Here is a 13,697-nt window from a genome sequence, read left to right as displayed (position 1 = left end):
TTGGATGATGGAAATAAGAAAAAGACTAAGCCTTTTAAAGGCTTAGACCAGCCTGACTCAGTACCAAGGCAGAAGAATAGTTTTTAGATTGTTGACTCAAAAGGGATAGCTACGCCAAAAAAATCTGTGTATTGATTTTTTCTGAGTGTTGCGTCTCATATTTGAGAATTATTCCTCATAAATAATTATTTTTGAATCCTCACCGCCCCGTTGAGGGCTGAAAAAAGCCTCCCGAAACACCACAGGAGGGGTGTGGATTAATTTGATGGAGGATTTGGGATCACAAGAGAGCTTGACAGCCAGCCCTTGCTCGTCCTACTCTTTTTTATGATTGTCATCAGACCATTTCCGCTAGTGAATTTATCCTGAAATGGATCCACCACCCATCTACAATGGGGTGGCGACAATATAACGCGTTAATATTTCAAAAAAACAATACTCCTTGTCCCTACCTTATTGCAATAAGCCTTTATTTCAGATCCTGAATGAATATTCAGTTCTGTTCAGCTTCCAACCCAAAAGGAGATGCCGCATGACAGAAGAAAAGAAAAAACTCACCACCAACGCAGGCGCACCCGTCCCGGACAATCAGAATGCTCTCACTGCAGGGCCAAGAGGTCCGATGCTTCTTCAGGATGTGTGGTTTTTGGAAAAACTGGCCCATTTCGACAGGGAGGTAATTCCGGAACGAAGGATGCACGCCAAGGGTTCGGGAGCCTACGGCACCTTCACCGTCACCCACGACATAACGCCCTACACAAGGGCTAAAATATTTTCTGAAATCGGCAAAAAAACTGAACTTTTCACCCGTTTCAGCACCGTTGCCGGTGAAAGGGGTGCTGCGGATGCGGAAAGGGACATCCGGGGTTTTGCCGTGAAATTCTATACAGAAGAGGGCAACTGGGACATGGTGGGCAACAACACCCCTGTTTTCTTCCTGCGCGATCCCCTGAAGTTCCCCGACTTAAACCATGCGGTGAAGCGGGACCCACGTACTAACCTTCGCAGCGCAAAAAACAACTGGGATTTCTGGACCTCCCTGCCCGAGGCCCTGCATCAGGTCACCATTGTCATGAGCGACCGGGGTATCCCCGCCACCTACCGCCACATGCACGGTTTTGGCAGCCATACCTTCAGTTTCATCAATGCCAAAAATGAGCGCTATTGGGTGAAGTTCCATTTTAAAAGCCAGCAGGGCATCAGAAACCTCAGCGATGCCGAGGCAGAAGCCCTCATCGGACAATGCCGTGAAAGCCATCAGCGGGATCTTTATGAGAGCATTGAAAAGGGCGATTTTCCCCGCTGGACCCTTTTTGTGCAGATCATGCCGGAAAAGGAAGCCGCCACCTGCCCCTATCATCCCTTTGACCTCACCAAGGTCTGGCCCCACAAGGATTATCCCCTGATGGAGGTGGGAGTAATGGAGCTGAACCGCAATCCGGAAAACTATTTTGCGGAAGTGGAGCAGTCCGCCTTCAACCCGGCCAATGTGGTTCCGGGTATTGGATTCTCACCGGATAAGATGCTGCAGGGAAGACTTTTCTCCTATGGGGATGCCCAGCGCTACCGCTTGGGCGTCAATCACCATCTCATTCCTGTAAACAAGGCCCGCTGTCCCTTCCACAGCTATCACAGGGACGGAGCCATGCGGGTGGACGGCAATCACGGCAGCACGCTCGGATATGAGCCCAACAGCTACGGAGAATGGCAGGAACAGCCGGATTTTTCCGAGCCTCCATTGAGTCTCGAAGGCGCTGCGGATCACTGGAACCACAGGGAAGATACGGATTATTATTCCCAGCCCGCTGCCCTTTTCAGGATTATGAATGATGATCAGAAAGAAGTTCTTTTCGCTAACACGGCCCGCGCCATGGGGGATGCACCCAAAGAAATCAAAATCCGGCACATAGGAAACTGCCTGAAGGCGGACCCGGCCTATGGCAAAGGCGTGGCCGAAGCCTTGGGCATTGGTCTGGAAGAAGTACCCGGCTGAATTATCCCGTATTATAATGTAATGTGATTTTCTGGAATAGAAATAACCGATGGCACCCTCTCCCTCTGGCTGGTGGCTGAGGCTCTCGAAGCCAGGAACTGGTAGCTGAGGCCCTCGAAGCCAGGAGCTGGTAGCTGAGGCCCTCGAAGCCAGGAGCCATGGTGCTAAAAACAGCATAAGGGAAAACCATAGGCCTGCCTGTGGGCACCCGTAAAGGGTGCCCCTACAAAACGGGCATGAAGTCATTTCATGTGAGCAGGCCTTGCGCCTGCCCGCATCCAGATTTCCGGCCCCGTCATGGCCTGATAACAATCCGGACATGGCTGAGCTTAAGCGGTAATAAGAAATTCTTATGCCACCCTCTTCAGAACCGAAGAAAGCATACGATCCGCAGCAAGGCCGGGAGCCAGCTGTTTCCGGACCATTATCCCCAGAGCCATTTTTTCTTCCTCATGCATGGGCGTGCTGGCAGCAGCCTCGGCAAGGACCTTTTCCATGGCTTCACGAACCCTTTCAAAGCCTGTGATTACTTCAGGATAGGCATTGTTCTCCCGCCAGGGAAGAATCATGCGGCCGTCACTTTTTCCGGATTTATGGGCTGGCGTAATCACTTCCCAGCTTCCGGGAACAGGTTTTCCGCTCCTTTCATGCTGGCCCGGATAGCAATGGCTCTCCCAGTAGGCAGCAGGCATGGGTATTTTCGTATCTACTGCAAGGGGGGCCATGCCAAGCTCTTTTTCTGCCGGTTCCAGTGTAATGCTCCAGCTTAAAACAGGGCGGAAATTACCTCTTTTTTTATCAATACTCCATCTGATTTCCAAGGGGATCTCCTTTCTTTATATTGTTTTGTGTCCCATCACACCACACCCAGAGCCAGACATTCACCAAAGGGTGGCCGTGCTTTGGTATCATCCCCGCATACAGCCCATAGTACAGGGAAACCCGGATCTTCCGGGTAATGTTCACAGGCAAGATCGGTCAGATAGATCAGGCAGCGGGGTTCAAGGCCTTCTTTTTCAAGCCATCGGAAGGGTGCTCTGAAATCCGTACCACCTCCGCCTGTGAAAAGGGGTTCCATGGGCAGATCCGAGCGGGTCAGCCTGAACACACCTCCCACGGCCATGTCACAGCCCATCACAAGGATTTCGCCGGAAAAGGCAGAAAGGATGGCGGACACTTCCGCACAGAACATATCCAGTTCCCCGGGGGATATGCTGCCGGAAGTGTCCACCACAATCACAATACGGTCTGCGTCTTCACTGCGGACCGATGGCAGATAAAGTCCCTGATGCAGATAACGGCGGTTGGGGGGTGACCAGGCATAGTCGCTTCTCGCTGTCTGATCCACAAAGCGGGAAAGGAGCATGCGCCAGTCCATGCCCGGCTCAAGGATTTCGCGGATACTTCGCTCTATGCTGGCAGGAAGATCGCCAGCATCCCTGCGGGTGAGGAGAGCCTTGGCCAGCAGTGTTTCCATGGCCGATGCTTCCGCTTCTCCGTCGGAAGCATCTCCCGGATTCTGTCCGTCCCGCACTTCGCCCGTACCTGCGGGATCACCGCCACCGGGGTCAGAAATATCAGGATCACCCTTTTCTTCTTCGGCAGATCCTTCGGCACCTTCGTCTCCGGCTCCTTCACCGGATCCGGCAGAAGACCCATGGCTGTGACTGTCTCCGGCCACCTTTTCACCGTCTGCGCCTTTACCTTCCATTTCCTCTCCATCGCCATTTTCGCCGGAACCGGGATCGGAAAGTCCCTGACCCTCCCTTTCATCCATGCGGCTTAAGATACGCTCATACACGGTTTCTGCAGGAAGATGCCTGAAGGCAGGATCATCCAGCCAGCCTTCGGGTAACCTGAAGCCAGCCTCCAGAAGCATCCAGTTCATGGTGTGGTCGCAGGCCATGTTCCAGATGGAAGGGTCCCTGTCTTTTCTCCGGGCATGATGCCCAAGGGCCGTATGCAGTACCAGATGGGCCAGAAGCCCCTTCAGGCTTTCAAAGGGCAGGGCGCGGATGTATGCGGGCTGATATCCTATGGTTCTGCCGTCCGTCCATGCGGAGCCACAAACGGGATCTGCCGTGATTTCAAGACCCATGGCCAGAGCCCCGAAAAAGGGATGATCCAGAAGAAGATGGGTTCTGGCCTTACGCATGAGAAAGGCGGAAGACTCAGAAATAAGCTCTGAAGGAGGCATCAGACAAAAATCTCCGCATGGTTTTCCGCCCACAGGATAAATTCCTGGGTATCCACAAGGCTGGTATCCTTTCTGATGGCATCCCTTATCAGAAGTACGGCAAATTCAACGGGAAGCTTTGATGCAATACGGGTGATGGCTGAAAAAGTTTCGCCTGATGCATGGCTGGCCAGAAGTTCGCAGAGGGCATAGAGAAGGGCCGGGTCTTCCGCAGGCAGCTTCCAGGTATCCGGGTTGCTCAGCAGATTTTCAGCCGAAGGCAGTTCCCTGCATACGGCAAGATAACCCGTAAACTCTGCAGCAGCTCCGGCACCCACGGTTCCGGCCACAAGGGCGTTCAGGATTTCCTCATCTTCCGTTGCATCCAGAATTCTTGAGACAAAGGCCCATGATCTGGGGGTGGGAAAGGCTTTTTCGTTGCGGGTAGGATCAAAATAATGCAAAAGGGTCGGCCTGAAACGCAGAAAAGCAATGACTTCCGGTGCTATCCCCTCCTGAATGGCCCATTCCACCCAGTCTTCAATGCGAACCTCAAAATCTATGTGGGTAAAGCGGTTGGCCAGGGCCGAAGGCATGCGATGGGTGACGGAGCGATCCGTCTCCCGATTGCCCGCAGCCACCACAGACCAGCCATCGGGTAATCTGTAATCTCCGATGCGACGGTCCAGAACCAGTTGATAGCAGGCGGCCTGTACCAGAGGCGGGGCCGCATTCAGTTCATCCAGAAAAAGAATGCCCCTGCCGCATGTGGGCAGAAAATCAGGGGGCGACCATGAGGTCCGGCCATCCTTTTCTATGCGGGGCAGCCCCCGAAGATCCACGGGATCCAGAAGCAGGGCACGAATATCCACAAGGTCCCGGTCCATGGCTGCGGCTGCCTGTTTTACAACATCGCTTTTTCCTATTCCCGGAGGCCCCCAGAGATAAAGGGGCTGACCTGCTTTTACAAGGGTTTCTACGGTGCTCTGTACCAGACGGGCTCTCATGACAGTCTTTCTCCTGTTGATTCTGTTATTTCCAGATTCTGAAAATGCCCGAAACGATTTTGATTGTCAAATCTTTTTTGGATAAGCTAAAAAAGCGACACCCATACTTTTTCTTTTTATGAATACGATCTTTACCCTTATGAAAGAGCAGATTTTTCGAAAAAACAGGGAATAATATCAAATAACCCTTATTTTTTATATGGTGTATTTTTTTAGCCTTGCCTTACTTTTTGAGTTGACTTTAGAATATTAAAGCCATATGGCTAGTCGAAAAATATTTAATCTTCATAAAAACCAATGTTCCCCGAACTTGTCACCAGCCAAAAAGAAAGGATCTCCAGATGCTTTTACCATGCAGTCAAAGACAAAAAAGTTATAAAAAGACAAAGGGGAAAGAAAACAAATCTGTCTTTCCATGGAAGATCGCCCGGACACTGGGGCTGGGGCTCACCCTCACAGCCTTTGCCTTCAGTGCATCGGCCATGGAAAAGGAAAAAGAAGATGCAGCCATTGCCATGTCCGAAGTGACGGTCATCGGTACCCGCATTGCAACGGATGTGCAGAAATATCCCGGCTCCGTTACGGTTCTGGGGGAAGAGGACTTGAAAAGCTCCAGCACAGCCATTGAAGCCATGACCTCCATCCCCGGTGTCACCACAGGTGGAGACTCCGGCAGGGGCATGGGACAGCAGTTCAATATTCGCGGTTTTGGCTATCAGTCCGAAGACAGGGTCATTATTCTTCAGGATGGAGTCAGACGGTCCGCCTCCCTTTTTTCCAATCAGATATCCACCTTCCGCTCGGACAATGATCTTTTAAAGAGGATGGAAGTGGTCAAAGGCGCATCCTCCGGGGTACACGGCAGCGGTGCCATCGGCGGTGTGGTGGAAATGGGCACCAAAGATGCCTATGATTTCATGGTTCCAGGCCAGAACTATGGCATGACCACAAAATTCCGCTATGAAGACAACAACTACAGGGAAGGTTATGTGGCCTTTGCCGCAGCACCGGAAGACCAGAAATATGAGATGCTGATTTACGGTAAAAAAGGTCAGCATGGGGACAGAACCCTTGCCAAGGCATACGATGCCGGAAATGGTACAAGCTCAAAAAAAGTGGATAACGATGAGGATCTCAGGGTTCTTTTCATCAAGGGGGGCTACAATTTTACCGATGCCTCAAAACTGACCCTTTCCTATTATGATTTTTCCCAGGACTCGGAAGTAACCTGGCAGAGCCTTTACCATTCCTCATACAGCACCATAACCGGACCTGTCATCGGTACTCTGAGCCAGAGGGATATGATAGCCAACTTCACCCATAATCCCCACCATTCTCCATGGCTGGATTTCGGTGCAACGGTGTACAGGGCTGATTCCAGCTACGACAGGGGCTTTGACTCCTTTGATGCCAAAGGGGAAAAGGATAAACTGGATTATGAAAACAAGGATGAGCGCTGGGGCCTGCGCCTTCGCAACCAGATGCACTTTTCTGCCCTGACGGCCAGCAACCGCCTACTTGTGGGAGCAGATTTTGAAAAAAGGGAAGAAGATGCCATTCATGTAAGAAATGGCAACGTCAGTGATTTTGGCTCCATGCCCAATACCTATGAAGACATGGGTTATTACGCCCATCTGGAGTCCTCATTTTTTGATGACATTCTTGTACTGCAGGCCAGCGGCCGTTTTGACAGCTTTGACCGCAAGGTAAAGGGAGGAGGCAAGGCATACTCCGGAGATCACTTTTCTCCAAGGATAGGGTTCAGTGCCCGCCTTTTTGAAGGCTTCCATCTTCTGGGTAACTACTCCGAATCCTTCCGTGCTCCCACACCCCATGAAACCTCCTCCGAAGGCCCCCTCAACCGCCATTACTGGTATCTGCCCAATGCGGACCTTAAACCGGAAATTGCAAAGGAATTTGAAGGCGGTTTTTCCTATACCCGCAGAAATATCCTTACGTATGAAGACCGGTTCCGCTTCAAAGCCATGTATTTTGACGGTAAAATTGAGGATATGATCAAGCTTACACCGGATCATGACGGACCCAGAGCAGAAAATCACCCTATGAATGATAATGCGTCTTATGCCACATATAAGAACATCGACAGCGTTTCCCGCGAGGGGTACGAGCTTTCAGCATCCTATGATGCCTTCCGGGCAGGCTTCAGTGCCAGCTTCTCCCATCTCAACATGACCGATGATGCCACGGGCAAAAAAGCCCCCCAGGCCTTTGCCGATAAAGTCACCTTCAATGCCTATGCAAGGCCCCTTCACAGCCTTAAGGTCAGCACCACCGTTCATCACTGGCTCAAGCCGGACCAGAACCCTGAAACCATTGAAAGCAGAGGCGAAACTTTCTGGTATGTCAGAGACAGCTACACCCAGGCCAACTTCCTTGCCGCATGGACTCCGGAAATCCGCTCCATGAATCTTTTTGCAAAGGATCTGGAAATACTTGTGGGTGTAAACAATGCCTTTAATCAGGAGTATATCAATGCCAGAGATGTGGAAACCACTTCCCGTGTGGGTAAAGGCCGGAATATTTTCGCCAGTCTGAGCACAAAATTTTAATAACCCTCCCCGGATCTGTCGGCTGCTGCCTGAAAGGGCAGAAGGGATACAAAATGGCAATCCGCGGCAGATCCGGGGAACAAAATGAAAGGATATAAATGATGATGCACCGCTTATGCAGCTGTATTCTCGGCCTCACCCTGATGATATGCATGGCTGCGGCAACGCCCCTCATGGCTTCAGAAAAAAGAAGCTATCCGGAAGCCCTGAAAAACCTTCCTCCCCTGACAGCCACACAGAACGGAGAAATCCGCATCATCCATCTTACGGATGTGCTGGATTTCTTCAACAAAACATGTCCGGGTACCATTCTGAGCTTCGTTGCCATCCTTTATGGCATCGACACACTCTTTGGAGAAGATACTCCGGATCTTGACGATCTTGTTGTGATGAGCCGGGTAGGGGGCGGCCCCCTGGACACTCTGGATTTCATCCTGAAAGGCGGCAACCCTGCAAACCGAACCTGGCCGCCTGCGGGTATTGACCGCAGCATGGAAAACTATGTGCTTCAGTTTTACCGCAAATCCACACTGCAGGGCCTTACTGTCAGCCTGAAAAGGGATGTCTGGTCCGGGGCGGATTCCTATTGTTCATCTGCCGCACCCGCAGAGGAAACAGCCCAGCAGAGGCGCACGGATCTGAGACGCTATATTTTCCAGACCCTGCCCCTTGTGCATCCTTCCGAGGCCTTTGAAGCCAGTGCCGTTTATACCTTCATTCCCTGGGGCAGCATGACGGAGCCTGAAATGAGACGGAATATCCGTAACCAGAGGCGGCAGCACGCAGAAACGCAGGAAGGGTAGTTTTTTTCCTGAAAAATCATAAAAAAGCACCATCCCGGACAGCAGGCACCGTAATGGGTGTCCACTGCCCGGGAATATCACCCCTGATTTCTGCGATGGACAAAAAAAGTTGTTTTTTTTTATTTATTTGTTTTACATATAAAACAAATGATTTTAAAAGGAGGTTTTTATGCCAAGATTAAGAGAAATCAATAACCCGGTTATGCTTGGGGTAAGAATTCCAGCGGAGTTAAATGCCCGACTGGACACGCTTTCAGAGGAAACAGGACGCAACAAATCCTTTTATGTTCGTGAGGCCCTTTCTGAATACATAGCTGACATGGAAGACATCTATCTTGCGGAAAAACGCCTTGAGGACTTGAGGGCTGGCCACAGTTCCACCATGACCCTGGAAGAAGTGGAGAAGGCCCTTGGTTTGGCAGATTGAATTTGACAAAGCGGCTATGAAAGAACTTTCTAAAGCTGAGCCACAGATTCAAAGGCGCATGATCGCTTTTCTCAGGGATAAAGTGGCGCAAAACCCGAAAGCCTTTGGTGCGCCACTTCAAAGCAATCTGTCTGGATTGTGGAAGTTCAGAATGGGAGACTACCGGATCATAGCAGAATTATGGGAAGAAAAAACCTCTTCGGTCTCACCCAAGGTTGGACAGGCCTTTTAAAGCCCCTGATAAATCTCTCCGCCCCCCCTCTCCCACCCTCCACCCAGTACCCTGTAAAGATCCAGCGCCGCATCAAGCCTGCCCAGCCGGAGCTGCACCATCTGATCCTTGGCCTGAAAAAGACTGCGCTGGGCTTCCAGCAGGGTCAGGAGATCATCCGCGCCTTCCCGGTAACGCAGCTCCGCCAGCACGAGGCTCCGGGCCGCCTTCTCCTCTATGGCTTGCTGCAAAGACATCTGACGACCGGAAAAATCCGCCCGGTTCAGTCCGTCTTCCACTTCCTTTAAAGCCGTAAGAATACTTTTTCGATAGCTTTCCACCTGCTCCCTGAGCCGGGATTCGGCTGCGGCAACCTGATTTTTCCGGCGTCCGCCGTCAAAAATTGTCTGGGCAATGGCTGCGGAAAGGCTCAGGCTGCCATCGGGACTGGCAAGGGATACAAGGGCCGTACTGGCCAGCCCTCCGGAACCGGAAAGCTGGAAAGAAGGCAGAAAGGCCGTCTTTGCAATGGTTACACTGGCCGCCGATGCCGCAAGCTGGGCCTCGGCCCTTGCAATATCCGGCCTGCGCAGAAGAAGCTCCGATGGCATGTAGGCCGTCACCTGCGGAATGATTATTTCGCGGAATGCTTCCGTACCCGGATCAAAGGACTGGGGCTGACGCCCCACCAGAATGGCAAGGGCGGAACGCTGCTGACGGTACTGCTCTTCCAGGGATAAAAGGGTGGATTCCTGACTCAGCACCGCAGACTGCTGCCGCTTCAGATCCAGTTCCGTCGCACTGCCGTGCCTGTGCCGGGACTCCACAAAGGCCAGTACCCTTCTGGCAATGGCCAGATTGCTGCGGCTGATCTGCAGACGCTCCTCCAGGGCCAGCACCTGAAAATATCCGGAGGCCACTCCTGCCATGAGGCTTAAGCGAACAGCATCCCGGTCATATTCGGCCATATGGAGAAGGGCACCGGAAGCGCGCATGTCAGCGGCAACCTTTCCCCAGACATCCACCTCATAGCTGGCTCCCATGGAAAGGTTTGTGGATTCTGAGGAAGCCGTTTTACCTCCGGAAGCCCAGTTTCTGCGCCATGAACTTCCACCGCTGAGGTTCAGGGAAGGGAAGAGGGAGGCTCCGGTGATGCGAAGCTGGCTTTCCGCCTGCATCACCCGCTCCACAGCCATGGTCAGATCCGGAGAGGCGGAAAGGGCCTCCTCCAGAAGCCCTTCCAGCCCCCTTGACCGGAAACTGCGCCACCAGTCATTCTCCGGAAGCTCCCCATCCATAACCATGCCTGCAGACCAGCTTTCCGGCAGGACAGGGGGAGATTCCAGAGGCTCCGGGTCTTTGAGCGCACATCCTGTACAAAAAACCAGAAGACAGAAAAACGCAGAAAACAAAAAGGGGACAAAAGGCTTTTGCCACAGGCTGAACCCGCCAAGGAGCAAAGCCCCTCTACGATATGGGCCAGCTCCCGTATGGAGCCGGATAAACAGTCTTTCTTTCATGCTATTCATGGATTCTTTTCCCGTATCATTCCGAAGCCAGTGCCACAACCGGATCCAGCCCTGCTGCCTTGCGGGCAGGGAGATATCCGAAAACAAGACCCGTTGCAAAGGCGCAGCCAAAGGCCAGCAGTACCGGTGCGGAGGTATACTGAACGGGCGTACCCAGAGCCGCAATCACAGCCGCCACGCCAAGGCCCGCACCCACGCCGATGAGTCCTCCCATGGTGGAAACCACCAGCGCCTCAATGAGAAACTGCTGCATGATATTCCGCATTCTGGCCCCTGTGGCCATGCGGATACCGATTTCACGGGTCCGCTCCGTCACACTGACCAGCATAATGTTCATCACACCGATGCCGCCCACCAGAAGGGAAATGGCGGCAATGGAAGCCAGCAGAATGGTCAGGGTGTTCTGGGTTTCGGAAACGGACTCAATGAGAGAAGCCATGTTCCGGATCTGGAAATCTTCCACACCGTGGCGGGCAAGGAGAAGGGCATGTACCGCATTCTGGGTTTCATCCATTCGTTTCACATCCTTTACCGCCACTGTGATATTCCGCAGATGTCGCTGCCCCGTAATCCTCAGGCTGCCCGTGGTATACGGTACAAAAACCACATCATCCTGATCCCTGCCACCAAAACCGGCCCCCATGGGCGCCATCACCCCGGTTACCTGAAAGGGGATACTGTTGATGAGTATATATTCCCCCAAAGGATCGGCACCGGGGAAAAGGGCCTCGGCAACGGTCTGGCCCAGCACGGCAACGGTGGCATAGGCCGCCTCGTCTTCAGCCGTAAAAAAGGTGCCACGGGAAGGATTCCATGTTCTTGCCACCACATAGTTCCATGAGGTTCCGTTGATTTCCGCCCTGTGATCCATACGGCCATACCGCAGGGTCACGGAGCCGGACTGTTCCGGCACGGCGGCCAGCACATTGTCCAGCTCGCCAATGGCACGGACATCATCCCATACCAGTGTGGCAATATCCCCCCGGCCCCGCATGTTGGGAGCCCCCGGCCGTACGGTGAGCAGGTTGCTGCCCATGGAACTGATCCGCTCCACCACAGCCTGCCTTGCACCATCACCGATACCCATCAGGGCAATGACGGAAGCCACACCGATGACAATACCCAGAAGGGTGAGAATGGTCCGGAAAATATTGCTTTTCAGGGAACGCAGCGCTGTGAGGGTTGCTTCCGCAAGTTCTGACAAAAAAGAGCTTTCTTCACCACTGATAACCCTCTCCGGCATGGCTGCGGCTCCGGGCACGGAGCCGGGATCCGAGAGAATATGACCGTCACGGATCTCAATGATGCGATGGGCATGGGCGGCTACTTCCTTTTCATGGGTAATGAGAATCAGGGTATGGCCCCGTTCCGAAAGCTCGCCCAGAAGACGCATGACCTCCGCTCCGTTACGACTGTCCAGAGCTCCTGCTCATTATCCAAAGGGGGCATTCATGGAAGCACGGTATGAAGAAGCAAAACTTCCCAATCGCTGGCTGGTTGTGGCGGGTTCACTGCTCATGCAGCTGAGTCTCGGCGCCATTTACACCTGGAGCCTTTTCAATAAACCGTTGGTGGAAGCCTTTGGCTGGACGCCGGGGGATACGGTTTTCACCTTTTCCCTGACCCTGGCCTGCTTTTCCGTTGCAGTCATTTTTGCAGGCAGGCTACAGGATAAAATCGGTCCGAGAAAGGTTGCCATTGCAGGGGGGATCCTCACGGGTCTCGGCGTTGCCCTGGCAAGCTTTGCCACCCATATCTATGTTCTTTACCTCACCTATGGAGTCATTGCGGGCATTGGCATAGGCGCAGCTTACGTGACCCCCCTTGCCACCTGCGTGAAGTGGTTTCCCGAAAAGCGAGGTCTCATCACAGGGTTGATCCTTGCGGCTCTGGGGGTGGGTGGCATGGTATTTAAACCCATCATTCTCATCTTCATTGGAAACTTTGGCGTATCCCAGGCCTTTCTTTACCTGGGATGTATCTATGGTGTTCTTCTCTTGCTTGGCGCCACGGCTCTCGTGGTTCCGCCCAAAGGGTACAGACCCCCGGGATGGACGCCCCCCGCAGCTCAGGGTGGAGCCGCTCCTACGGGATCCCGCAATTTCAAACCTCTCCAGGCCATGCGGACCCCGCAGTTTTACATGCTGGTCATCTGGATGTTTTTTGGCAGCGCTGCAGCCCTCATGATCATCAGCGTGGCCGCGAACATTGGTATGACCATGATCGGCCTCAGTCTTGCGGCTGCGGGCAATGCCGTGGTGACCATCTCCCTTTTCAATGCCTGCGGTCGCCTGGGCTGGGGATTCATTTCGGATAAATACGGAAGAAAACCTTCCATTCTGGCGAACTTTATCCTTCTCAGTCTGGCCATGTTCTACATGGCCTTGATTCCCATGAACTATGTGGGCTTTCTCATTGCCACCTGCATCGTGGGATTCTGCTTCGGCGGCCTTGCAGCCATGCTGCCCACCATCACGGCAGAATGGTTCGGTCTTGCCAATGTGGGCAACAATTATGGCGCAATCTTTATCTTTTACGGCATCGCAGCGCTGACGGCCCCAAGGCTTTCCATCGCCATTGGTTTTGAAAAGGCCTTCCTTGTGGCGGGTATTGCCTGCGCCATCGGCGCTTTGGTGGCTGTCTTTGCCAAGGCTCCGGGAACTGTGGAAGAACCTGTGGCTGGAGAGGTTATGCAGGCAAAGGTATCCAGGGCCTCCTAAAGAGACCACTGGCCAAAAAGGGGTCTGATAATCATATAAAGGACTACCTCACCGAGTCTTGTAAAAAATTGACACCCCCCTATTCATAGTAGCACTATGAAACCAAGGGCAAGAGACTTAAATCTCAATAGGATTTAGGAGGTGTCTTATGAAAACTTACGCTGGAATCGACCTGCATTCAAGCAATAATTTTATTGTAGTCATTGATAACGATGACAAACGACTCTTTGAAAAGCGATTACCCAATACGATTGAAGATGT

General features: G+C 52.6%; 11 protein-coding genes. 6 read left to right on the top strand and 5 right to left on the bottom strand.

Annotated elements, in window-relative coordinates; all coding sequences use genetic code 11:
- Positions 1 to 532 precede the first annotated feature (532 nt).
- Positions 533 to 1,993, top strand: coding sequence for a catalase (locus FIM25_RS16175; protein WP_139450893.1), 1,461 nt, complete (start codon positions 533 to 535; stop codon positions 1,991 to 1,993).
- Between the two features lie 350 nt (positions 1,994 to 2,343).
- Here FIM25_RS16175 and FIM25_RS16170 read toward each other — a convergent pair whose 3' ends face one another.
- Genes FIM25_RS16170 through FIM25_RS16160 form a run of 3 tightly spaced genes read right to left on the bottom strand, consistent with a single transcriptional unit; the run spans position 2,344 to position 5,176 of the window.
- Positions 2,344 to 2,814 carry a hypothetical protein gene (locus FIM25_RS16170; protein WP_139450892.1) on the bottom strand — a complete coding sequence of 157 codons (471 nt, stop codon included), beginning with the start codon at positions 2,812 to 2,814 and terminating at the stop codon, positions 2,344 to 2,346.
- Positions 2,815 to 2,849: 35 nt separating this feature from the next.
- Positions 2,850 to 4,223, bottom strand: a complete 1,374-nt coding sequence (locus FIM25_RS16165) for a vWA domain-containing protein (RefSeq protein ID WP_179953463.1) — start codon at positions 4,221 to 4,223, stop codon at positions 2,850 to 2,852.
- Positions 4,190 to 5,176 carry an AAA family ATPase gene (locus FIM25_RS16160; protein WP_139450890.1) on the bottom strand — a complete coding sequence of 329 codons (987 nt, stop codon included), beginning with the start codon at positions 5,174 to 5,176 and terminating at the stop codon, positions 4,190 to 4,192. Before FIM25_RS16160 ends, FIM25_RS16165 begins: the two co-directional genes overlap by 34 nt.
- 341 nt (positions 5,177 to 5,517) lie before the next feature.
- On the opposite strand from FIM25_RS16160, the gene FIM25_RS16155 reads away from it, so the two are divergent.
- From FIM25_RS16155 to FIM25_RS16140, 4 genes are all read left to right on the top strand, one after another.
- A complete protein-coding gene (locus FIM25_RS16155) occupies positions 5,518 to 7,746 on the top strand; it encodes a TonB-dependent receptor domain-containing protein (protein ID WP_139450889.1) in 2,229 nt (742 codons plus the stop codon).
- 98 nt (positions 7,747 to 7,844) lie between these two features.
- The gene (locus FIM25_RS16150; protein WP_179953462.1) at positions 7,845 to 8,549 is read left to right on the top strand and encodes a hypothetical protein; all 705 of its coding nucleotides are present in this window, start codon (positions 7,845 to 7,847) and stop codon (positions 8,547 to 8,549) included.
- Between the two features lie 169 nt (positions 8,550 to 8,718).
- A complete protein-coding gene (relB, locus tag FIM25_RS16145; protein ID WP_218961483.1) occupies positions 8,719 to 8,976 on the top strand; it encodes a type II toxin-antitoxin system RelB family antitoxin in 258 nt (85 codons plus the stop codon).
- Positions 8,960 to 9,208: a type II toxin-antitoxin system RelE family toxin gene (locus tag FIM25_RS16140; protein ID WP_139450887.1), complete on the top strand. Its 249-nt coding sequence runs from the start codon at positions 8,960 to 8,962 to the stop codon at positions 9,206 to 9,208. The genes relB and FIM25_RS16140 overlap by 17 nt, the downstream gene beginning before the upstream one ends.
- Here the strand turns inward: FIM25_RS16140 and FIM25_RS16135 are convergent.
- Entirely contained in the window at positions 9,205 to 10,716 is a 1,512-nt protein-coding gene (locus tag FIM25_RS16135; protein WP_218961481.1) for an efflux transporter outer membrane subunit, read from the bottom strand. The two genes, FIM25_RS16140 and FIM25_RS16135, sit on opposite strands and share 4 nt — an antisense overlap.
- A gap of 16 nt (positions 10,717 to 10,732) precedes the next feature.
- Positions 10,733 to 12,109: an ABC transporter permease gene (locus FIM25_RS16130; protein ID WP_139450886.1), complete on the bottom strand. Its 1,377-nt coding sequence runs from the start codon at positions 12,107 to 12,109 to the stop codon at positions 10,733 to 10,735.
- A 58-nt stretch (positions 12,110 to 12,167) separates the two neighbouring features.
- Between FIM25_RS16130 and FIM25_RS16125 the strand changes: the two genes are divergently transcribed.
- Positions 12,168 to 13,436, top strand: coding sequence for an L-lactate MFS transporter (locus FIM25_RS16125; protein WP_179953461.1), 1,269 nt, complete (start codon positions 12,168 to 12,170; stop codon positions 13,434 to 13,436).
- The last annotated feature ends 261 nt before the right edge of the window (positions 13,437 to 13,697 follow it).

It is taken from the genome of Desulfobotulus mexicanus (assembly GCF_006175995.1).
Classification (GTDB): Bacteria; Desulfobacterota; Desulfobacteria; order Desulfobacterales; family ASO4-4; genus Desulfobotulus; species Desulfobotulus mexicanus.
This window is presented reverse-complemented; position numbering and strand designations above follow the sequence as displayed.